The organism is Pseudomonas sp. 2848, assembly GCF_003253945.1.
GTDB lineage: Bacteria > Pseudomonadota > Gammaproteobacteria > Pseudomonadales > Pseudomonadaceae > Aquipseudomonas.
Genome location: NZ_QKZD01000006.1, coordinates 190,840 through 213,355, shown reverse-complemented (window position 1 = coordinate 213,355; position 22,516 = coordinate 190,840). Strand labels below are relative to the sequence as shown.

Genomic DNA, 22,516 nt, shown 5'->3' with positions numbered 1-22,516 from the left:
GGTAGGACTCTTCCTCACGCCTAGCATTTCTGTCAGTAGCGGGCCTAGCTCCATTGCTGCAAATTGGGTAGGAAACCCAGCATCATTCGGAGAAAGTCATGCAACCGAAGCACCTCTCCTCCTCGGCAACATCGCTACTGGCAACAGACATGCAAGGCTCAATATTGCGTGCGCATACAAAACAAGCACCTCTTTCACTAGCGTATGCGACCTACGGGTTCGACCCACGTGCAATCTCGGATAGCCCCCAACTTCGATTCAACGCAAAACTTCGCACAGTTGCAGGTTTCTACCTCCTTGGCAGCTACAGAGCCTACAATCCAATACTGATGCGTTTCCACTCACCCGATAACTTAAGCCCTTTTGAGGGCGGCAGTATTAATGCATATGCTTACTGCTCAAATGACCCAGTAAACTTCAGCGACCCCAGCGGGCATATGAAGAAGCGCACTTCAATACAGGATCAATTGCGCCCAATTGTAACGGCCCAAATTTTTCACCAAGAGAGCAAAACAAACAAAACAAACCAGTTAAGTGCACTCAAGAAAAACCAGCCAAAAGCGGAAGCTAGACTGCAAACAATTCTCACGGAGTTAAAAGCCGACGACAAGGTCTACGGCAAGGAAAAAATGCACCGCAACAGTCGCTATGGACTAGAAACCGAAAAAACCTCACTGCTTTCCGATCTTGTAAAAATTGATAAACTACCCTCTGAAATAGCTTCTCACGAGGCGGCGCTTTTAATGCTCGATAAAAAAAATGACGCAATTGAAGTCCAGATTGGAAAAGCCAGATTCGATGAACAGTTCAAAATTGCTTTTCATGCCGCCATAGAAATTAACAGAATGCGCCAGGAAAGCAATTAAACAACTCACAGCAACAAAGCCCCAACGAGGGGCTTTGTTCGCTCAGAAATTCACGCTGCACTAAACGTCTTATGCGGATCAATCACAAACTTCTTCGGCACTCCCGCATCAAACTCCCCATACCCCTCCGGCGCCTGATCCAGGCTGATCACCTGCACCCCCACCACTTCAGCGATATTGATGCGATCCCACATGATCGCCTGCATCAGCTGGCGGTTGTACTTCATGGTCGGGGTCTGACCGGTATGGAAGCTGTGGGACTTGGCCCAGCCCAGGCCGAAGCGAATGCTCAGCGCGCCAATCTTGGCGGCGGCATCCACCGCGCCCGGGTCTTCGGTCACGTACAGGCCAGGAATGCCGATGTTGCCGGCGACCCGGGTCACTTGCATCAGCGAGTTCAGCACGGTGGCCGGGGCTTCGTGCTTGGCGCCTTCATGGCCATGGCCACGGGCTTCGAAGCCGACGGCATCGACGGCGCAGTCCACTTCCGGCTCGCCGAGGATGTCGACGATCTGCTCATGCAGCGGGGTGTCCTTGGACAGGTCGACCACCTCGAAGCCCTGGGACTTGGCGTGGGCCAGGCGCAACGGGTTGAGGTCGCCGACGATCACGCAGGCGGCGCCCAGCAGGCGCGCCGAGGCGGCGGCAGCAAGACCGACCGGGCCGGCACCCGCGACGTACACGGTGCTGCCCGGGCCAACGCCAGCGGTAACGGCACCGTGGTAGCCGGTGGGCAGGATATCGGACAAGCAGGTCAGGTCGCGGATCTTCTCCATGGCCTTGTCGCGATCCGGCAGTTTCAGCAGGTTGAAGTCGGCGTACGGCACCAGCACGTATTCGGCCTGGCCGCCGGTCCAGTCGCCCATGTCGACGTAGCCGTAGGCGCCGCCAGCGCGGGCCGGGTTGACGGTGAGACAGACACCGGTGTGCATCTCCTTGCACGAACGGCAGCGGCCGCAGGCGACGTTGAACGGCACCGACACCAGGTCGCCGATCTTCAGGCGCTCGACGTCACGCCCCATCTCGACGATTTCACCAGTGATTTCGTGGCCCAGCACCAGGCCGACCTGGGCGGTGGTGCGGCCGCGGACCATGTGCTGGTCGGAGCCGCAGATGTTGGTGGAGACCACCTTGAGGATGACGCCGTGCTCGATCTTCTTGCCGCGCGGGTCCTGCATCTTGGGGTAGTCGATCTTCTGCACCTCGACCTTGCCCGCGCCGAGATACACCACTCCACGGTTACCAGACATGCTCTTACCTCGCTTGATTTGTATTTATGCAGCGGTGGTGGAAAGCGCCGCCTTTCCGTGGGCGGCCTGTGTTACTGGAATGAAGGGATTGTGGGCTTGATGGGGGATGGGGCGGTGACTGGATGCGACAGGGGGATGCCTGTTTGCGGCGCAGCTAACGTCGCAACAAGCATCGCGGGGCAAGCCCGCTCCCACGCTGGATAACGTGGGAGCGGGCTTGCCCCGCGATGGTGTCGGCTCAGAGAACGACAGTACGATTGGCGTTCAAAAATACCCTTCTTTCGATGTGATAACCGACAGCCCGCGCCAGGGTCAGGCACTCGATGTCCCGCCCCTTGGCAATCAGGTCTTCCGGGTAGTGGCTGTGATCCACCACCTCCACGCCCTGGGCGATGATCGGCCCTTCGTCCAGGTCGTTGTTGATGTAGTGCGCGGTGGCACCCACCATCTTCACGCCCTTGTTGTAGGCCTGGTGATACGGCTTGGCGCCCTTGAAGCCAGGCAGCAACGAGTGGTGGATGTTGATCGCCCAGCCATCCAGCCGGCGGCACAGCTCCGGCGACAGCACTTGCATGTAGCGGGCGAGGATCACCAGCTCGGCACCGCTCTCCTCGATCACCTGCAGCACCTTGCGCTCCTGCGCCGGCTTGTCGTTGGGGTCGAGGGCGAAGTGGTAGTAGGGAATCTTGTGCCAGTGCGCCAGGGGCTCCAGGTCGGGGTGGTTGGACACCACCGCGACCACGTCCATCGCCAACTGGCCAATGCGTTGGCGGTACAGCAGGTCGTTCAGGCAATGGTCGGCCTTGGACACCATGATCACCACCTTGGGGCGGTGGTTGGGCGCGGTCAGCTCAAAGGCCATGCCGAAGGCTTCGCTGCGTTCGGCGAGCCCGGCACGGAAGCCCTCCTCGTCGAAGCCGTCCGCGGCGCGGAACTCCACACGGATGAAGAACCGCCCCGACAGCCGGTCATCGAAGGAATGGTGCTCGGTGACGTAGCAGCGCTGCTCGTAGAGATGACGCGTCACCACATCGACCGTGCCGAGCATGCTCGGGCAGTCGGCGGTGAGAATCCAGGTGTCCGGTGCCCGACTCATGGTGCTGCTCCTTACGCTTCGATGGCCAGGCCGTACTCGGCCGATGCGTCCTGCAGCCACAGCCACCAGTAGTCGGAGAAGCTGCGGCGAATCACCAACTCCCAGGTGTCCTCGGCGGTACGGCGGATCACCAGTTGCGACTTGGCGAAGACGGTGCCAACGGCCTTGCCGACCGGGAAGTTGTTCGGGTGTACATCATAGCTGGTGGATTTCATCAGCACGTCGCGCACGTTGGGGCCGCGCAGCTCGAGCAGGGTCTGCCCGCCGGTGACGTTGACCACCTGGATGTGCTGGCCGTCGAGGGCATCGCGCAGCTTCTGCTCGACGGCGAACTCCTGGCCGCCGGGGACGATCAGCAGCCACTCGTCCGGGCCGACCCACTGCAGCGACATCTCGCTGTTGGCGACCACGGTCAGGGCCACCGGCAGCTCCAGGCCCAGGGCCTTGTGCACGCCGCCGGCAAAGGCCTGGTCATGGCCGTCGCCACGCAGGGTCAGGTGGCCGAGGAATTTCTTTTCGCGCAGGGTCACGCCTGCGTTCTTGCGGCCCTTGCCAACCAGGCTGGCCAGGTCGGCGTGGTGCAGTGGCGACTGGGCCTTGGCGTCAGGGCCTGGGTTTTGCTGGAAGACGTTGATAGCGCTCATTTCTTACCTGCCTTGAATTCTTGTGCGAGGAACCACACTGATCTCGTGGGAGCGGGCTTGCCCCGCGATAGCGGCATCAGGGCCTCAATCGCATCGCGGGGCAAGCCCGCTCCCACCAGGACCGCGTCATCCTGAAATCAAACGTTCTGCCGCTCACCCTTCGGATCGAAGAACACCGAAGACACGATCTCGGCCTCGATCACACTGCCATCGGCCTGCGGCGAATAGACCCGCTCGCCCAGGCGCTTGAGGCCGCCCTTGACCACGCCCATGGCGAACGAATAGCCCAGAGAGTTGGCCGCGTAGCTGGAGGTGACGTGGCCGACCATGTCCATCGGGATCGGCTGCTTGGGGTCGAACACCAACTGGGCGCCTTCCGGCAGCCACACGTTCGGGTCCACGGGCTTGAGGCCCACCAGCTGCTTGCGATTGTCGCGGGTGGTGTCTTCACGGTTCATGCCGCGCAGGCCGATCCACGAGAAGGCTTTGTTGCGGCCCACGCACCAGCTCATGTTGAGGTCGTCCGGGGTCATCGAGCCGTCGGTGTCCTGGCCGACGATGATGAAGCCCTTCTCGGCGCGCAGCACGTGCATGGTCTCGGTGCCGTACGGGGTCAGGTTGTACTTTTTGCCCGCCTCGACGATCTGTTCCAACACGCCCATGGCGTAGTTGGCCTGCACGTTGATCTCGTACGACAGCTCGCCGGTGAACGAGATGCGGAACACCCGCGCCGGCACGCCGCCGACCAGGCCTTCCTTCCAGCTCATGAACGGGAAGCCGTCCTTGTCCAGGTCGATATCGCTGACCTCGGCCAGCAGCTTGCGGCTGTTGGGGCCGGACAGGGTCATGGTCGCCCAGTGGTCGGTGACCGAGGTGAAGAACACCTTCATTTCCGGCCATTCGGTCTGGTGGTACAGCTCCAGCCACTGCAGCACGCGAGCGGCGCCGCCGGTGGTGGTGGTCATGATGAAGTGGTTGTCGCCGACGCAGGCGGTCACGCCGTCGTCGAAGACCATGCCGTCTTCCTTGCACATCAGGCCGTAGCGGGCCTTGCCCACATCGAGCTTGGTCCAGGCGTTGGTGTAGATGCGGTTGAGGAACTCACGCGCATCCGGGCCCTGGATATCGATCTTGCCCAGGGTCGAGGCGTCCAGCAGGCCGACGCTGTCACGCACGGCCTTGCACTCGCGGGCCACGGCGGTGTGAATATCTTCGCCGGGCTTGGGGAAGTACCACGGGCGCTTCCACTGGCCGACGTCCTCGAACTCGGCGCCGTTCTTGATGTGCCAGGCATGCAGGGCGGTGAAGCGCACCGGCTCGAACAGGTGGCCGCAGTGCCGGCCTGCTACCGCGCCGAAGGTCACCGGCGTGTAGTTGGGGCGGAACATGGTGGTGCCCATTTCCGGGATGCCGATCCCGAGCGAGCGGGCGGCGATGGCCAGGCCGTTGATGTTGCCCAGCTTGCCCTGGTCGGTGCCGAAGCCCAGGGCGGTGTAGCGCTTGACGTGCTCGACCGACTCGAAGCCTTCGCGGGTGGCCAGCTCGATGGCCGCGGCGGTGACGTCGTTCTGTTGGTCGACGAACTGCTTCGGCGCACGGGCGGTGCCTTTGTCGTGGGGCACTTGGAACAGGGCCACGGTGGCCTCTTCCTTGCGCGCCAGGGTTTTCGGCAGGGTGCCGACACTGGCCTTGAAGCCGGCCTCGGTGGCAGCGCGAACACCGCCTTCGAAACCGTCGGCGATCACGTCACCAAGGGCATAGACGCCGTTCACGCCACCGACGCACACGCGTTTCTGCGGGGCATCGCCCGGCACGAAGCCGAGGATGTCTTCACGCCACACCGGGCGACCGCCCAGGTGCGAGGCCAGGTGCACCACCGGGCTGTAGCCGCCGGAGGTGGCGATCAGGTCGCAGTCGAGGGTTTCACCCGGGCTGGTGACCTTGTGCGCCTGCACATCGATGGCGGCCACGCGGGCGCCAGTGACGTGCTTGCTGCCCTTGGCCTCGATCACGGCGCTGGAGGTGAGGATGCGAATACCTTTGGCGCGAGCCTCTTCGACCAGCGAGCCACGCGGGTTGTGGCGGGCGTCGGCGATGGCGACCACTTGCAGGCCGGCATCGTGCCAGTCCAACGCGGCACGGTAGGCGTGGTCGTTGTTGGTCGACAGCACCAGCTTGCGGCCCGGGGCCACGCCATAGCGGCGCACGTAGGTGGATACGGCGCCAGCCAGCATGTTGCCCGGCAGGTCGTTGTTGCCGTACACCAATGGACGCTCATGGGCGCCAGCAGCCAGCACTACACGATTGGCACGTACACGGTGCACGCGCTGGCGCACTTGGCCGATCGGGGCACGGTCACCAAGGTGGTCGGTAAGACGCTCGTGGATGGTCAGGAAGTTGTGGTCGTGATAGCCATTGACCGTGCTGCGTGGCAACAGGGTGACTTCCGGCAGCGACTCCAGTTCGGCGACAACGGCATTGACCCAATCGGAGGCTGGTTTGCCATCGAGGGTTTCGCGGCTGTCGAGCAAGGTGCCGCCGAACTCTTCCTGCTCGTCGGCCAGGATCACCCGTGCACCGCTACGGGCAGCAGCCAGCGCGGCGGCCAGGCCGGCAGGGCCGGCGCCGACGATCAGCACGTCGCAGTGCTGGTTCATGTAGTCGTAGCTGTCCGGATCATTCTGCAGCGGCGCGCGGCCGAGGCCCGCCGCCTTGCGGATGTACTTCTCGTAGGTCATCCAGAACGACTTGGGGTACATGAAGGTCTTGTAGTAGAACCCGGGCGGCATCATGCTGCCGCCGACCTTGCCGATGATGCCCATCATGTCGTTGTTGACGTTCGGCCAGCCGTTGGTGCTGGTGGCCACCAGGCCTGCGTACAGGGCCTGCTGGGTGGCGCGCACGTTGGGGATCTGGGTAGCTTCGCTGGCGCCGATCTGCAGGATCGCATTCGGCTCTTCGGTACCGGCGGCGATGATCCCGCGGGGACGCGAGTACTTGAAGCTGCGCCCGACGATGTCGACGCCGTTGGCCAGCAGCGCGGCGGCCAGGGTGTCGCCGGCATAGCCCTGGTAGGTCTTGCCGTTGAAGGTGAAATTCAGCACCTTGCTGCGGTCGATACGACCGCCGCTGGCGAGGCGATAGGTCTGGCTCATACTTTTTCCCCTTGGCCCTTGGCGGTCGCTGGCGCGCTGCTCTGTTTCGAGGCGGCGGTGACCTGAGGCTTCTCGCCGATCTTGTAGGTTTCCAGAATCTCGTAGGTCACGGTGTCGCGGGTGACGTTGAAGTACTGGCGGCAGCCGGCAACGTGGTCCCACAGCTCGTGGTGGATGCCACGCGGGTTGTCGCGGAAGAACATGTAGGTGCCCCACTCCTCGTCGGAGCAGGCGTTCGGGTCCAGCGGGCGGGCGATATGCGCCTGGCCGGACGCGTGGAATTCTTCCTCGGAGCGCAGCTCGCCGCAGTGGGGACAGAAGATGTGCAACATGACGGTTGTCTCCGGGGTCAGTGGGCGACGGCAGCGGCGCCGTGTTCGTCGATCAGCGCGCCGTTGTAGAAACGGTCGATGGAGAAAGGCGCGGCCAGCGGGTGCATCTCGCCCTTGGCCAGGCTGGCGGCAAACACGTTGCCCGAGCCCGGGGTGGCCTTGAAGCCGCCGGTGCCCCAGCCGCAGTTGAAGAACATGTTCTTCACCGGGGTCTTGGAGATGATCGGGCAGGCGTCGGGGGTGGTGTCGACGATACCGCCCCACTGGCGGTTCATGCGCACGCGCGAGAGGATCGGGAACATCTCGACGATCGCCTGCAGGGTGTGCTCGATGACCGGGTACGAACCGCGCTGGCCATAGCCGACCCAACCGTCGATACCGGCGCCGATCACCAGGTCGCCCTTGTCGGACTGGCTGATGTAGCCGTGCACGGCGTTGGACATGATCACGCTGTCGATGATCGGCTTGATCGGCTCCGATACCAGTGCCTGCAGCGGGTGCGACTCCAGCGGCAGGCGGAAGCCGGCGAGCTTGGCCATGTGCCCGGAGTTGCCGGCGGTGACCACGCCGACGCGCTTGGCGCCGATGAAGCCCTTGTTCGTTTCAACCCCGATCACGGCACCGTTCTCCTTGCGGAAGCCGATCACCTCGGTCTGCTGGATCAAGTCCACGCCCAGGGCGTCGGCGGCACGGGCGAAGCCCCAGGCCACGGCATCGTGGCGGGCCACGCCGCCACGGCGCTGCACGGTGGCACCGAGGATCGGGTAGCGGGTGTTCTTCGAGCAGTCGAGATATGGGATCTCGGCCGCCACCTGTTCGGTGCGGATCAGCTCGCCGTCGACGCCGTTGAGGCGGTTGGCGTTGACCCGGCGCTCGGAGTCGCGAATGTCCTGCAGGGTGTGACACAGGTTGTAGACGCCGCGCTGGGAGAACATCACGTTGTAGTTGATGTCCTGGGACAGCCCCTCCCACAGCTTCATGGCGTGTTCATACAGGTGCGCCGACTCATCCCACAGGTAGTTGGAACGCACGATGGTGGTGTTGCGAGCGGTGTTGCCGCCGCCCAGGTAGCCCTTCTCGATCACCGCGACGTTGGTGATGCCGTGCTCCTTGGCCAGGTAGTAGGCGGTGGCCAGGCCATGGCCGCCACCGCCAACGATGACCACGTCGTAGACCTTCTTCGGCGTCGGCGTGCGCCACATACGCTGCCAGTTCTCGTGGTGGCTGAGGGAGTGCTTGAAGAGGCCGAAGCCCGAATAACGTTGCATGGTGTTCTGCTCCACTCAGCGGTAGACCGGGAAGTCGGCGCACAGCGCGGCGACGTTCTTGGCCACATCGGCCTCGACATCGGCGTCGCCCAGGTTGTCGAGCACATCGCAGATCCAGCCGGCCAGCGCAGTGCACTGGGCAACCTTGAAGCCACGGGTGGTGACCGCCGGGGTACCGATGCGCAGGCCCGAGGTGACGAACGGCGACTGCGGGTCGTTGGGCACGGCGTTCTTGTTGACGGTGATATGGGCGCGGCCCAGGGCTGCGTCAGCGTCCTTGCCGGTCAGGCCCTGGCGGATCAGGCTGACCAGGAACAGGTGGTTGTCGGTACCGCCGGACACCACGTCGTAGCCGCGCTCGATGAATACCTGGGCCATGGCCTGGGCGTTTTCGATGACTTGTTTCTGGTAGGCCTTGAACTCGGGCTCCAGAGCCTCCTTGAAACACACCGCCTTGGCGGCGATCACGTGCATCAGCGGGCCGCCCTGGGCACCGGGGAACACGGCGGCGTTGAGCTTCTTCTCGATCTCTTCGTTGGATTTGGCCAGGATCAGGCCGCCACGAGGACCGCGCAGGGTCTTGTGGGTGGTGGTGGTGACCACGTCGGCGAACGGGATCGGGTTCGGGTACAGCCCCGCGGCGACCAGCCCGGCGACGTGGGCCATGTCGACGAACAGCAGCGCGCCGACTTTATCGGCGATCTGGCGGAAACGCGGGAAATCCAGGGTCTTGGAGTAGGCCGAGAAGCCGGCGACGATCATCTTCGGCTTGTGTTCCACGGCCAGGCGCTCGACTTCGTCGTAGTCGATCAAGCCGGTTGCGGTGTCAATCCCGTATTGAACGGCGTTGTACAGCTTGCCCGAGGACGACACCTTGGCGCCGTGGGTCAGGTGGCCGCCGTGGGCCAGGCTCATGCCCAGGATGGTGTCGCCGGCCTGCAGCAGGGCCAGGTACACCGCGCCGTTGGCCGAGGAGCCGGAGTGCGGCTGGACGTTGGCGTAATCGGCGCCGAACAGCTGCTTGGCGCGCTCGATGGCCAGCGCCTCGACTTTATCCACATGCTCGCAGCCGCCGTAGTAGCGCTTGCCCGGGTAGCCTTCGGCGTACTTGTTGGTGAGGCCGCTGCCCTGGGCCTGCATCACGCGCTTGCTGGTGTAGTTCTCCGAGGCGATCAGCTCGATGTGATCTTCCTGGCGCTGTTCCTCGGCATTCATCGCCGCCAGCAGTGCGTCGTCGTAACCCTGGATCTGGTCTTGCTTGCTGAACATCGTGTATCTCCCGGCAGCGATCGTTTCTTGTCTGGTGAGGGTTTTCCCACCCTTTGCAGCGATGGTATGACCGGGCACGGCGGTACAGATGCCTGCGCGCGCCTTGCAATGGCGCGTTTACGACATTGCTACCCCAAGCACCACACAGCCCTGTGGGAGCCGGCTTGCCGGCGATGGAGCCAGACGCAGAACCATCGCTGGTTGAGCGGACGCTATCGCCGGCAAGCCGGCTCCCACAGGGATAGCGGTGGCCTGTATAGGCAACCGCCGAATCGATGGTTTAGAGTGCGTGCCTGCGTCGTAAAAAGGACAGGCGTCATGACCAATAACAACCAGCAATTCGCCAGCGACAACTATTCCGGCATCTGCCCCGAAGCCTGGGCCGCCATGGAAAAGGCCAACCACGGCCACGACCGCGCCTACGGCGACGACCAGTGGACCGAACGCGCCTCGGAGTACTTCCGCAAGTTGTTCGAGACCGACTGCGAAGTGTTCTTCGCCTTCAACGGCACCGCCGCCAACTCCCTGGCCCTGGCCTCGCTGTGCCAGAGCTACCACAGCGTGATCTGTTCCGAGACCGCCCACGTCGAGACCGACGAATGCGGCGCGCCGGAGTTCTTCTCCAACGGCTCCAAGCTGCTCACCGCGCCTAGCGTCAACGGCAAGCTCACCCCCGAGTCGATCCGCGAAGTGGCACTCAAGCGCCAGGACATCCACTACCCCAAGCCGCGGGTGGTGACCCTTACCCAGGCCACCGAAGTGGGCACCGTCTACCGCCCCGACGAGCTCAAGGCGATCAGCGCCACCTGCAAGGAGCTGGGCCTGAACCTGCACATGGACGGCGCGCGCTTTACCAATGCCTGCGCCTTCCTCGGCTGTTCGCCGGCCGAACTGACCTGGAAGTCCGGCGTCGATGTGCTGTGCTTTGGCGGCACCAAGAACGGCATGGCGGTGGGCGAGGCGATCCTGTTCTTCAACCGTGCCCTGGCTGAGGACTTCGACTACCGCTGCAAGCAGGCCGGGCAGCTGGCGTCGAAGATGCGCTTCCTGTCGGCACCGTGGGTGGGCCTTTTGGAAGACGGCGCCTGGTTGCGCCATGGCAACCATGCCAACCGTTGCGCGCAGCTGCTGGCATCGCTGGTGAGTGATTTGCCGGGGGTCGAGCTGATGTTCCCGGTGGAAGCCAACGGGGTGTTCCTGCAGATGCCGGAACATGCCATCGAGGCGCTACGTGGCAGGGGCTGGCGCTTCTATACCTTCATTGGTAGTGGCGGCGCACGCTTCATGTGTTCGTGGGATATCGAAGAGGACCGCGTGCGCGAACTGGCAGCAGATATCCGTAGCATTATCGGCGTCTGACGCCATTGTTCGGCAGGCCACAAGGCCTGCCGGGCTATTTTCAACGACGCGTATAACAATCTCTAGCCTGAAGTCACCTGACAGTTTTGCCAGTTTGCAACGTGCAGACGAGGCTTTATGTTCTTCGGCAGCCAATGGCTTTGACCCACCACGCCGAGGATGTATCATGACTACGAAAGTGTTGATAAATGATGAAGAAGTAGAAAATATTCATCCGACCAACCTGCGGTTCTTTCTCGCACTCAAACTTAAAGACCAATATATTGGCCGCCGTCAGTCTGGCCTTGTCACCAAAGTCACCCACAAGGAGGAAGGTGACAACGTGACCGTAGAGATCACCTTGGACGGGGCCACGGTAAGTGGCAATTCATCCTATAAACATAAAAATCGAACGCTCCGGCATCGCGGCCCAAATGCACCCATCACAGAAGTCACATTCTACGGGTCGAATAACGATACTCACTACGTCGATGAGCCTGAGATAGGCAAACTTATCAAGCTTAGTGCCGGTGAGAATTTCAAGATCAAGTGTGTGGATGAAAAAGAGAAAGAGGTCACTCTGATTGGCCAGATCATTGAGCAAATATTTGAGTATGAATTCGCTGGATCCAGCTCCCTTTGGACTGCTGTACATTAATCATCTTCATGGTAACTGCTACAGTCTCACCACCCGGGAGGGCTTTGCCCTTCTGTAGCGGTACAAGGCCGCGAAGCGGCCCCCGGCAATCTAAAGCCTGACCCCCCCCATCTGCCGCGCCAGATCATCAGCCAGGCCACGCAAAGCCTGGCATTCGTCCCGGCACCCTTGGACTTCGGCCGCAGTCTCCCGCGCCAGGTCGGAAATCCCCTGTACCGTGCGATTGATTTCCTCGGTCACCGCCGACTGCTCTTCGGTCGCAGTCGCCACCTGATTGTTCATGTCGCTGATGTGCTCGACCTGGTCGGTAATCGCCCCCAATGACGCGCCGGTGAGCTGGCTGGACTCCACACCACTGCCGGTCGCCTGCTGCCCCGCCTGCATCGAACTCACCGCTGAACCCGCCCCCTGCTTGAGGCGCTGGATCATCTGCTGCACTTCATCGGTGGACAGCTGTGTACGCCGGGCCAACGTCCGCACTTCATCGGCCACCACGGCAAATCCACGGCCCATCTCCCCTGCCCTGGCCGCTTCGATGGCAGCATTCAATGCCAGCAGGTTGGTCTGCTCGGAAATACTGCGGATCACCGCCAATACTTCGTCGATCGAGGCGACTTCATCAGCCAACTGGCTGACAGCATCAGCCGCCTTGCCGATATCGCCCGACATGCCCTCGATACCCTGGATCGAGCGCCGTACCACTTCGCGCGCCTGCAGGGCCTCATCCCGCGCCGATTGCGACGCCTGCGCCGCATCGCCGGCATTGCGGGCGATGTCCTGCACGGTCAGGCCCATCTCGTGCACCGCGGTGGCGACCATCTCGGTCATTTCCTGCTGGCGGCCCGAGCGTTCGGCGGTGTTGTCCACCACCTGGGTCACCTGCTCCACCGACAGGTGCAGGCGTTCAGTGGTGCGCAGCACCTCGCCGATCAGACCACGCTGGCTGTCGAGGAAACGGTTGAAGCCACGGGCCAGGTCGCCCAGTTCGTCCTGGCGCGAGTCGTCCAGGCGATGGCTGAGGTCTCCCGCGCCACCGCCGATCTGCACCAATGCGGCGGTGACCTGGCGAATGGGGCGTACCAACCCGCGTGCCAGCAGCACCACCAGCAATAGCGAAAGCAACGCCACACCACCGCCGATCAGGCAGGTCTGCCAGATAGCCTGGCGCGCCTGGGCGTAGATCTCGGCTTCCGGCACTTCGGCCACCAGCGTCCAGTTCAGGTCGCGCAGGGGCAAACCCAAGGCCAGGTAGTCCGCGCCATCACGCTGGAAACGGCTGCTGCGCAGGCCTTCGCCGCCTACCAGCACGGCCTTCGCCGCCTCGACGTCCAGCTGCTCGGCGAGCTGGCGCTTGCCACTGAACTGCTGGTCGGGATGGACCTGGATCAACCCGTCGTTGCGCACCAGGAACACCTTGCCGTGCTCGCCGAAGCTGAAGTCGTGGATCAGCTTGGACAGCTCGGTCATGCGCAGGCCCATGCCGGCTACACCGACCAGCTGGCCATCCTTCTCGACCCGGTAGTCGATGAACAGTGCCAGCTCGCCGGTCGAGCCGTCGATATCGATGTTGATCAGGCGCTCGGCGCCACTGTCGATGTAGCCGTAGAACCATTTGTCCTTGGGGTTGGCACGGCTGAGGGTACGGTCCAGGCCCTTCTCGTTGTAATAGTGGCCGGTGACGGTCGAGGCGAACAGGGTGGTGAAGGCGTGATTGCGCTGCTTGGCCGCGTCCAGGTATTCGATGAAGCGCGGCAGCTCGGCCGGGGTTTCACCGGCGGCCAGCCAGTCACGCAGGAGGGTGTTGCCAGCGATGTCCGCCGCCGCCACCAGCGGCTGGCCGAGCATGCGCTCGATATCGTTGCGGATGGCCTCGACGCTGGCCGGCAGCGCCGTGTCGACCAGGTAGCGTTCGGTGAGGCGGTTGAGCGCCACCGTGTAGATCGCCACCACCACCAGGATGCTCACCAGCAGGGCGGCGCCCATGCTCGCGATCAATTGCCACTGGATGCTCCGCTGCCAGATACGCATGTCCCACTCCCCGATAATTATTGTTTTTCGGGAAGTGTATACACTTAAGTATCCAGTTGTTCCAGTGATCTGCGACAGTGAGGGTCGCCATCATCGCGGGTGTCCACTCTCCAAGCCCGCGATGTGGCAGCGGGCCTTGTGGGAACGGGGCGCTCGACGGCCTGCTCGTGCTCACTCAATCGTGTAATGGCTAACCAACTGGTCACGCGGCGCCACGGATGTTACCAGCTACGGACCCTGTGTACAGTGCTCGAACGCCCCCCACCATCAGACCTGCTGCTTGAACGCCCCTCACTACCAGACTTGCGCCAGCCTGAGCGCCCTCTACCACCATTCCCATTCCTGACACTTCATAAAGCGTTTCCGCAACCACACCAGGGACGGAGAGCGCATTTTCCTCGGCCTTGGCCATCCAGCCTGTAAACACCGGCTGGGTCAGCAATGCGCCGCCTGCGGCAATGCCCATACTACTGGCCGTTTGCGCAACATAGGTCGAAATGTCCTCGGCGCCCTCCGGCGCGTCAGCAAGTCCCTTTTGTAGCAGCACGGATCTGCCAACATCCCCGGCAATTCCCCCCAAGAACTGCGCTGTGTTACCCCATCTGTTCGAATATGTCGGCTTAGCCCCCTCCGGGTTTATGCGCTTATCTACAACTTGGCCAGCCACGCGATTGAACGCCCCGAAAGCGGTCATCGTGCTGGCCGAATAGCCTAAGACATGGCCACCCACAGTTACAGTGTTTTGGCCTGAGGGGTCCCGTCGATTCACCGGGTTCCCCGCGCAATATGCATAAGCGTTGATCCCGCCATCATCGAAAGGACTCAGCTGATCGGGGGAATGAAAGTGCATCAACGCCGGGTTAAAGACTCTATGACCATTGCCCAACAGATACCCTTTCAATCCAGGCTCAAAGCGTTGCCCGGTAAAGCCTGTCATTGGCAAAGACTCGAAGGCCGCCCGATGGCCGTAGACGGAGTAGACCACTGCCTGAAAGCTTGACGCCGTGTGGATCGAAAGTGGGCTGAACATCCAATCGGTCGCCAAAAGTTTCTGCGCACCCACGGCTGTTTCCTCGCATGCGGATTTCTGTTTGAAATCTACCAAAACATCAACGACCGCAAACCTGGCAAAAATACCAGGTTGTGGAGCGATCACTTCGGCATCGCGAGAAGGCGAGGCCATGATCAAGGAATGGCATTTTTGGCAGCGGATATGCCGCGAGAAGATGATCAAGACCTGGGAGCCGTGATGGCCTCATCGCGGGGCAAGCCCCGCGATGACGTCAGTCAGACGTCGGAGACGGCCTTGCTGATGGCATCGACCGTGGCGTCGATCTGCGCCTGGGTGCGCTCGAGGGTGCGGTCGTGCTCGCGCTGCAGTTCGATCTGCCTGGAGCACAGGTTCAGGGCGGCCAGCACCAGCAGCTTGTCGCCGATCAGGGTCGGATAGCTGCGCTTGGTCTCGGCCAGGGCGACATTGAGCATGCGCACGGCCTGGTTCAGGGTTTCTTCCTGGCCCTCGGGGGCCTTAAGCGAATAGTCGTTGCCCAGGATCGACACGACGTTGACCGGCTGCGCTTGCAGTCTCATGCGTTCACGACACCTGCGCTGGCGCGCTCGACCAAGGCCTGGATGCGCGCGGCGGTGGCGCCGTGCTTCTCTTCCTGCTCCATGAGCGACAACTGCAGGCTGTCGTTCTCTTCCTTGGCCTGGGCCAGTTCCTGGCTGAGGCTGGTGTTCTGTTCGGCCAGCTGTGCGTTCTTGTGCATCAGGTCGCTGACCAGTTGCTCGAGTTGATTCAGGGAAGTTTCCAACATGCGTCTATCTCGGTTGTTGCAAAGGGCGCACACGATAAGGAAAAACCTGCGCCCCCGCCATTAAATATCGGATTCAAAAGGTGTTTGCCGGGTTCAGGTTGACCCAGGATCAGCGCCCTTGTTCCGACTTGGGTCAACCGCTGGTCAGGAAAATAGTTAGCTGCCTCACAATTTCATCAAGTCAGCCTAAAGACTGGCCGGTAACGACCGATAGGCAGGCAGGTCTTCTTCCGTCGCATGGATCGCGGCACCTCTTCTGCCTTGGAAACCGCCTCCATGTCCTTACGCAATATGAATATCGCGCCCCGCGCGTTGCTCGGGTTCGCCGTGATCGGTGTGCTGATGCTCGGCCTGGGTATCTTCTCGCTGATCCAGATGGGCAACATCCGCCAGGCCGGCGTGACCATCGAAGAAGTCAGCGTGCCCAGCATCAAGACCCTCGACGAGCTGACCGCGCTGAACCTGCGCCTGCGCACCCTCTCCTACCGCTTGCTGCTCAACCGCGAGCCGGCCACCCAGCAAGATACCCTGCGCCTGCTGGACGAGCGCAACGCGCAGATCGACAAGGCGCGCCGCGCCTATGAGCCGCTGGTGACCGCCGCCGACGAGAAGGCCGTCTTCGACCAGTACGGCCTGCTGCTCAACCAATACCGCCAGCTCGAGGCGCGCATGCGCAGCCTGAGCCAGGCCGGCGACCTCGATGCCCTGCGTGACCTGCTCAACCGCGACCTGCTGGACAACTCCGAGCAGATCAACAAGGTCATGGACGCGCTGGTGCGCATCAACACTGACCAGACCAGCGCCACCAATGCCCAGGCCGCCGAGCAGTACAGCGGCGCCTTCGCCCTGGTCATCAGCCTGCTGGTGGCGGCCACGGTGCTGACTTTGCTGTTCGCCTTCCTCCTCACCCGCAGCATCGTCAAGCCCATCGACGAGGCGCTCAAGGCCGCCGAGCAGATCGCCGAAGGCGACCTGACCCACAGCATTCACGCCGACGGCACCGATGAGGCCGCGCGCCTGCTCAAGGCCATGGCCAAGATGCAGGACAAGCTGCGCGACACCCTCCAGCTGATCGCCGGCTCCGCCACCCAGCTGGCCTCCGCCGCAGAAGAGCTGAACAGCGTGACCGACGAAAGCGCCCGTGGCCTGCAGCAGCAGAACAACGAGATCGAGCAGGCCGCCACCGCCGTTACCGAGATGACCAGTGCCGTCGAAGAAGTCGCACGCAACGCGGTCAGCACTTCGGAAGCCTCCAGCGAAGCCAGCCGGTCGGCCGGCGATGGCCGCGACCTGGTACTGGAGACCGTGGGCGCCATCGAGCGCATGAGCGGCGATGTGCAGGCCACCGCCAAGCTGATCGCACACCTCGCCGAGCAGTCCCGTGATATCGGCAAGGTGCTCGACGTGATCCGCGGCCTGGCCGACCAGACCAACCTGCTGGCGCTCAACGCCGCCATCGAGGCCGCCCGCGCCGGCGAGGCCGGTCGTGGCTTCGCCGTGGTCGCCGACGAGGTGCGCGCACTGGCGCATCGCACCCAGCAGTCTACCAGCGAGATCGAGCGGATGATCGGCAGCATCCAGGGCGGCACCGAGCAGGCCGTGGACTCGATGCGCACCAGCACCGAGCGCGCCGAGTCGACCCTGAACATCGCCCGTGGCGCGGGCCTGGCGCTGGACACCATCGCCGGGGCGGTGGCGCAGATCAACGAGCGCAACCTGGTGATCGCCAGCGCCGCCGAGGAGCAGGCCCAGGTGGCCCGCGAGGTGGACCGCAACCTGGTGAACATCAACGACCTGTCGGTGCAGAGCGCCACCGGGGCGCACCAGACCAGCGCGGCGAGTGCCGAGCTGTCCCGTCTGGCAGTGGATCTGAACGGGTTGGTGGCGCGGTTCCGCACCTGATCCTCAAACGCATCGCGGGGCAAGCCCGCTCCCACCAGCCTCACTGCGTGGGAGCGGGCTTGCCCCGCGATCGCATCCGATCGAGGATCAATACTCGATCCGCACATCCCCCTTCGGCACGCTGCAACACGACAGGATGTAGCCCTCGGCCTCGTCCTCCTCGGTGATCCCGCCGTTGTGCTCCATCTCCACCTCGCCGCCGAGCTTGAGCACCTTGCAGGTGCCGCAGATGCCCATGCCACAGGCCTTGGGGATCATCAACCCGACCTTGGCCGCCGCCGCGTGCACGGTCTCGCCCGGGGCCACGCGAATACTCTTGTCGCTACCGACGAACTCCACCAGGTTGAGGTCGGCTACATCCACTTCCGGCGCATCGGCCGCGGCCTCCGCGTGCTCGACCGCGTCGGCCTTGGCCTCCGGCGGCGTCGCGCCGAACGATTCCTCGTGGTAGTTCTTCATGTCGAAGCCGACCGCTTCAAGCATGCGCTTGACCGCGCTCATGTAGGGCGTTGGGCCGCAGCAGAATATGGTGCGCTCGAGGTAGTCCGGGGCGATCAGTTCCATCAATCGCTGGTTGAGGTAACCGCGATAACCCGCCCACGGCTCGCCCAGCCCATGCTTCTCGCAAATGATATGCAGGCTGAAGTTAGGGATGCGCGAGGCCATCTGCTCCAGCTCACGGTGGTAGATGATGTCTTTCGGCGAGCGGGCGCTGTGCACGAACACCATGTCGACATTGGCGTTGGTGTCGTAGAACCAGCGGGCCATGGACATTACCGGGGTGATGCCGACGCCGCCGGACAGGTACAGCGTCTTGCCGGCCGGGAAGTCGATGGCGTTGAACAGCCCCACCGGCCCGTGCACCGGTAGCTCGGCGCCTTCGTGCATGGTGTCGTGGAGGAAGTTGGAGACCAGCCCGCCCGGGACCCGCTTGACGGTGATCGAGAAGCTGTAGGGCACCGACGGCGAGCTGGAGATGGTGTACGAACGCATCACCGGCTTGCCTTCGATCTCCAGCTCCAGGGTGACGAACTGCCCGGGCTTGAAGAAGAACATGATCGGCTGGTCAGCCATGAAGCAGAAGGTGCGCACGTCCCAGGTTTCCTGGATGACCTTGACACAACGCACGATGTGGCGGCCATTGGCCCAGGTCTGGGTGGTAACCGGGTTGAGGAAGGTATCGGACATGTTCATCTCCAGCAGCCGACTGTCGGCCTTTCTTATGGCTCCGATAATGCGCATAGCGCCGTCTACGTACATTCCCATCCGCGACATCGGCGTGCTTATCGCGACCAGCCCCGCGCTACAAGGGCTGGCGCGTCGGAATTCGATGCGGCCATGTCGCCCGTGGATATGGTCCTTTCACTGCCCGGACGCACACTCCTCGGCAAAACAACACGCTGTTTATCGCGAAGAACAGCCTTGCGGCACTACAACAACGATTAGCCACTTCAGCCGGCCGCACGCGGCCACGAGGACCACACGATGGACGTCACCGCAACCCTGAGCCTGGGCGATCCACTGGAACCTGCACGCAAGGCCACCGCCGAGATGCTGCAGACCCGCGAGCGCACCTACTCGCTGCCGCAACCGTTCTACTGCGACGAGCGCCTGTTCCAGATCGACATGCAGGAGATATTCCACAAGGAGTGGCTGATCGCCGGCATGGTTTGCGAGATCCCGACCAAGGGCAACTACATCACCCTGCAGATCGGCAAGAACCCGATCATCGTGATACGCGGTGCCGAAGGTAAGGTGCATGCCTTCCACAACGTCTGCCGCCACCGCGGCTCGCGCCTGTGCGTCAGCGACAAAGGCAAGGTGGCCAAGCTGGTCTGCCACTACCACCAGTGGACCTACGAACTCGATGGCCGCCTGCTGTTCGCCGGCACCGAGATGGGCGCCGACTTCGACATGAACCAGTACGGCCTCAAACCCGTGAACGTGAAGGTGGCCGGGGGCTACATCTTCATCAGCCTGGCCGAGAACCCGCCAGCGATCGACGAGTTCCTCGCCACCCTCGACCACTACATGGAACCCTACGACATGGAGAACACCAAGGTGGCGGTGCAGACCACCTTGATGGAAAAGGCCAACTGGAAACTGGTGCTGGAGAACAACCGCGAGTGCTACCACTGCAGCGGCTCGCACCCAGAATTGCTGAAGACCCTGCTGGAGTGGGACGACACCAACGATCCCCGCGCCAGCCAGGAATTCAAGGACCACGTCGCCGCCTCCGCCGCCGCCTGGGAAGCCGAGAAGATCCCCTACCTGCACAAGAGCCACGGCTTGCGTAACCGCATCGTGCGCATGCCGCTGCTCAAGGGCACCGTGTCGATGACCATGGACGGCAAGGTGGCGTGCAAGAAGCTGATGGGGCGCATCAAGAATCCGGATCTTGGCTCGATGCGCATCTTGCATCTGCCGCATTCGTGGAACCACTGCATGGGCGACCACATGATCGTGTTCACCGTGTGGCCGATCAGCGCCCAGGAGACCATGGTCACCACCAAGTGGCTGGTGCACAAGGATGCGGTGGAGGGTGTGGATTACAATCCCGAGGAGATGCGCAAGGTGTGGGATGCCACCAATGACCAGGATCGGCGGTTGGCGGAGGAGAACCAGCGGGGGATCAACTCAACGGCGTATCAGCCGGGGCCTTATTCGAAGACTTATGAGTTTGGCGTGGTGAACTTCATCGACTGGTACAGCCAGCGGATGCTAAATAATCTGGGGGCGGAGCCTGCTGCTTACCTTAAGGAAGTAATGGCTCAGTAAAAGAGTGGCCACGCCTGCGGTGGGTCGCAGGCGTGGCCACTGGTACCAGCGCTCAGCTCTACTCTCTACGATAATTTTGGCTGTCGGCATATGCCGGACTTTTTCAGTAACTTTACGCCCGCATATTTTCCACCACGCTCCCTAGATCGAATGCATCATCAATGGTCGAAGACCTACGACTAGAGTAAGGTGAATTATCTTGAGAAGAATTATTACTCGTAGCACTCGATCCGTGCCTGAGTCTCACGGTGCTTTGATCACCAAAGTTGCCACCTTGAACCACAACCTCTGGAAACGAACTGCTTGACTCTCGAAAACCCAAATTATTCATACCCACAGAAACTTCACGCCCACGTTGGCCCCAAGCATGGTAGCGATTCGACGCAGACACATAAGCCGATTGAACACCTCTGACTGCAGACATAACAACATTGGCGGCAGGCTCCCTGAATACAAGTAGCGCCGCAGCGACAGTTGCGTCATTGATCATACTGTCTCCCAGCGGGACATCATTATACTGCAGCACTGCACCCACGGAAGTATAGGCAGCAACAACACCACCAATTATAGACTGAGTTAATTGCCCACCCGAAAAGGTCGGGTTAGCTCTAAACGCCCCAGCGTCCTTGTATGTCGTATAACTACCCGCCAGCGCGGCAACCCCAGAAGCTGCCCACCCTGGAATGCCCATTATACGCCCACTAGGATCGATGAAATTTATTGGATTGCCCTGACAATAGGCATAGCTATTCAGCCCGCCTTTCCCCATTGGACTCATCTGATCAGCTGAATTGAAACGCATCAGTATTGGGTTGTAGCCGCGATAGCCATTGCCCAGCAAATAAATTTCTAATCCACGTTCTCGCAGCTGCCCGGTAAAGCCCAGGGCTGCCATTTCTCGGCAGCTACCGCGGCCATATGGCATGTAGGCCTTAATCATGCGTTCAGTTAGAGTCACCGCGGCAATCGGGCTTGAAAGTTTGTCAACGGCCAACAAGCGCATACTCATATGATTTCCTCGCGCACCAGACGGTCAGTTCATACTGAATTACGCTATCACAGCCGCTGACAAAGGGTACTGGCAAAAATGCTAGGTTGCCTTACCTACCGAGATGCCCCATCCTCCAGACTCCGCCTCCTTCGGAGGAAAAACCTTGAAAATGTCCGATGCCTTTCGCCTGCTAGCAACCGATGCGCAGTGCTCGACGGTGCACCACTGTTCGGCCTGGGCGAGTACTTCAATGGCTTACACAGTCTATGGCCATACACCTTCGGCAAGCTACCCAACATTGATGTACGCAGGAAAACTACGTGAACGCTCAGGCTTTTATAGCCTTGGAAATGGTTATCGCATCTACAATCCAGTGCTGATGCGCTTCCACTCGGCGGATGTGCTCAGCCCATTTTTAGCAGGCGGGATAAACACATATACCTATTGCGAAGGGAATCCTGTGGGCTGGCAAGACCCTTCCGGGCATAACCGGGGGAGAAAGCGTAGTTTTATTCCATTACCAACGATCGTGGAGGAAAGCACAACGACAACGAAACCGACACTTTTGGCCTATCCTATTGAGGAGGCAGTGAATTCTGTACTAAAAGCCCCAATTGACGCTTTCCCACAACATATGCAAAAAAACATAAAAACAATAAATGAACAAAAGAGCAACATACTAAAGACCAAGGCCGAGATAAACAAATACAGCACTTCCATTACCTATGCCAGCACACCAACTAATAAGGCCCCACTTCCCGTTAGTGTACTCCTCACCTACATCACCATGAACAAAGAAATCCAGCACACTCACAAGACAATAAAACATAACGCGACGCACAGTTTGTTTCACTACATAAGAACAATGCCAATGGAGTCATTTATTGAAACTGCCAGAAAAATACAAGCCATCCGTAATGTCGAATCCGCCTAAATTTGACATGCACAGTGAATTGCAGCCCTCGTGCAGCCCAATCAAGGAATCCTCAACCTCCGTCTGCAGTGGTTTCTGATGTCCAGTGCCAACCCCAAACCTTATCCACAACCCTGCTGGTGCAGTGGAAGCCCCATCCGGCCTTTACAACCCTCCACCCCCGCATCTGTGCAAATGCTTGTTTTTTGAT

At 61.4% G+C, this 22,516-nt stretch carries 19 protein-coding genes; 6 read left to right on the top strand and 13 right to left on the bottom strand.

What is annotated here, in order from left to right; genetic code table 11:
- The first annotated feature begins 98 nt into the window (after window positions 1-98).
- The gene (locus DFS21_RS13970) at window positions 99-866 is read left to right on the top strand and encodes an RHS repeat-associated core domain-containing protein (RefSeq protein ID WP_110700298.1); all 768 of its coding nucleotides are present in this window, start codon (window positions 99-101) and stop codon (window positions 864-866) included.
- A 50-nt stretch (window positions 867-916) separates the two neighbouring features.
- On the opposite strand, the gene fdhA is transcribed toward DFS21_RS13970, so the two are convergent.
- The 7 genes from fdhA to DFS21_RS13935 all read right to left on the bottom strand — a co-directional run bounded on the left by fdhA (window position 917) and on the right by DFS21_RS13935 (window position 9,880).
- Entirely contained in the window at window positions 917-2,116 is a 1,200-nt protein-coding gene (fdhA, locus tag DFS21_RS13965) for a formaldehyde dehydrogenase, glutathione-independent (RefSeq protein WP_046787516.1), read from the bottom strand.
- Window positions 2,117-2,354: 238 nt separating this feature from the next.
- The gene (gene purU / locus DFS21_RS13960; protein WP_023631289.1) at window positions 2,355-3,212 is read right to left on the bottom strand and encodes a formyltetrahydrofolate deformylase; all 858 of its coding nucleotides are present in this window, start codon (window positions 3,210-3,212) and stop codon (window positions 2,355-2,357) included.
- An 11-nt stretch (window positions 3,213-3,223) separates the two neighbouring features.
- Window positions 3,224-3,856, bottom strand: a complete 633-nt coding sequence (locus tag DFS21_RS13955; RefSeq protein WP_102681863.1) for a sarcosine oxidase subunit gamma — start codon at window positions 3,854-3,856, stop codon at window positions 3,224-3,226.
- 137 nt (window positions 3,857-3,993) lie between these two features.
- Window positions 3,994-7,011, bottom strand: a complete 3,018-nt coding sequence (locus tag DFS21_RS13950) for a sarcosine oxidase subunit alpha (RefSeq protein ID WP_111532524.1) — start codon at window positions 7,009-7,011, stop codon at window positions 3,994-3,996.
- The gene (locus tag DFS21_RS13945) at window positions 7,008-7,343 is read right to left on the bottom strand and encodes a sarcosine oxidase subunit delta (protein WP_023631299.1); all 336 of its coding nucleotides are present in this window, start codon (window positions 7,341-7,343) and stop codon (window positions 7,008-7,010) included. Before DFS21_RS13945 ends, DFS21_RS13950 begins: the two co-directional genes overlap by 4 nt.
- A 17-nt stretch (window positions 7,344-7,360) precedes the next feature.
- On the bottom strand, window positions 7,361-8,611 hold the full coding sequence (locus tag DFS21_RS13940) for a sarcosine oxidase subunit beta family protein (protein WP_046857448.1): 1,251 nt from the start codon (window positions 8,609-8,611) through the stop codon (window positions 7,361-7,363).
- 15 nt (window positions 8,612-8,626) lie between these two features.
- Window positions 8,627-9,880: a serine hydroxymethyltransferase gene (locus tag DFS21_RS13935; protein WP_102681861.1), complete on the bottom strand. Its 1,254-nt coding sequence runs from the start codon at window positions 9,878-9,880 to the stop codon at window positions 8,627-8,629.
- Window positions 9,881-10,198: 318 nt separating this feature from the next.
- Between DFS21_RS13935 and DFS21_RS13930 the strand changes: the two genes are divergently transcribed.
- On the top strand, window positions 10,199-11,239 hold the full coding sequence (locus tag DFS21_RS13930; protein ID WP_111532523.1) for a low specificity L-threonine aldolase: 1,041 nt from the start codon (window positions 10,199-10,201) through the stop codon (window positions 11,237-11,239).
- A gap of 166 nt (window positions 11,240-11,405) precedes the next feature.
- Window positions 11,406-11,876, top strand: coding sequence for a hypothetical protein (locus tag DFS21_RS13925; protein WP_111532522.1), 471 nt, complete (start codon window positions 11,406-11,408; stop codon window positions 11,874-11,876).
- 90 nt (window positions 11,877-11,966) lie between these two features.
- Here DFS21_RS13925 and DFS21_RS13920 read toward each other — a convergent pair whose 3' ends face one another.
- The 4 genes from DFS21_RS13920 to DFS21_RS13905 form a co-directional block, all read right to left on the bottom strand.
- On the bottom strand, window positions 11,967-13,904 hold the full coding sequence (locus DFS21_RS13920) for a methyl-accepting chemotaxis protein (RefSeq protein WP_111532521.1): 1,938 nt from the start codon (window positions 13,902-13,904) through the stop codon (window positions 11,967-11,969).
- Between the two features lie 202 nt (window positions 13,905-14,106).
- Complete coding sequence (locus DFS21_RS13915; RefSeq protein ID WP_256591387.1) at window positions 14,107-15,138, bottom strand: RHS repeat-associated core domain-containing protein; 1,032 nt, start codon at window positions 15,136-15,138, stop codon at window positions 14,107-14,109.
- 53 nt (window positions 15,139-15,191) lie between these two features.
- Window positions 15,192-15,494, bottom strand: coding sequence for a cell division protein ZapA (locus DFS21_RS13910; RefSeq protein WP_062572563.1), 303 nt, complete (start codon window positions 15,492-15,494; stop codon window positions 15,192-15,194).
- Entirely contained in the window at window positions 15,491-15,721 is a 231-nt protein-coding gene (locus tag DFS21_RS13905) for a hypothetical protein (protein ID WP_102681859.1), read from the bottom strand. Before DFS21_RS13905 ends, DFS21_RS13910 begins: the two co-directional genes overlap by 4 nt.
- Window positions 15,722-15,997: 276 nt before the next feature.
- Between DFS21_RS13905 and DFS21_RS13900 the strand changes: the two genes are divergently transcribed.
- Complete coding sequence (locus DFS21_RS13900) at window positions 15,998-17,623, top strand: methyl-accepting chemotaxis protein (RefSeq protein WP_110700286.1); 1,626 nt, start codon at window positions 15,998-16,000, stop codon at window positions 17,621-17,623.
- A gap of 87 nt (window positions 17,624-17,710) precedes the next feature.
- On the opposite strand, the gene gbcB is transcribed toward DFS21_RS13900, so the two are convergent.
- Entirely contained in the window at window positions 17,711-18,811 is a 1,101-nt protein-coding gene (gene gbcB / locus DFS21_RS13895; protein ID WP_046857453.1) for a glycine-betaine demethylase subunit GbcB, read from the bottom strand.
- Between the two features lie 297 nt (window positions 18,812-19,108).
- On the opposite strand from gbcB, the gene gbcA reads away from it, so the two are divergent.
- Window positions 19,109-20,401 carry a glycine-betaine demethylase subunit GbcA gene (gbcA, locus tag DFS21_RS13890; protein WP_111532520.1) on the top strand — a complete coding sequence of 431 codons (1,293 nt, stop codon included), beginning with the start codon at window positions 19,109-19,111 and terminating at the stop codon, window positions 20,399-20,401.
- Between the two features lie 112 nt (window positions 20,402-20,513).
- On the opposite strand, the gene DFS21_RS13885 is transcribed toward gbcA, so the two are convergent.
- Window positions 20,514-21,410: an RHS repeat-associated core domain-containing protein gene (locus tag DFS21_RS13885; protein WP_110700282.1), complete on the bottom strand. Its 897-nt coding sequence runs from the start codon at window positions 21,408-21,410 to the stop codon at window positions 20,514-20,516.
- A gap of 151 nt (window positions 21,411-21,561) precedes the next feature.
- Between DFS21_RS13885 and DFS21_RS27280 the strand changes: the two genes are divergently transcribed.
- The gene (locus tag DFS21_RS27280) at window positions 21,562-22,326 is read left to right on the top strand and encodes an RHS repeat-associated core domain-containing protein (protein ID WP_309147863.1); all 765 of its coding nucleotides are present in this window, start codon (window positions 21,562-21,564) and stop codon (window positions 22,324-22,326) included.
- Window positions 22,327-22,516: the final 190 nt, after the last annotated feature.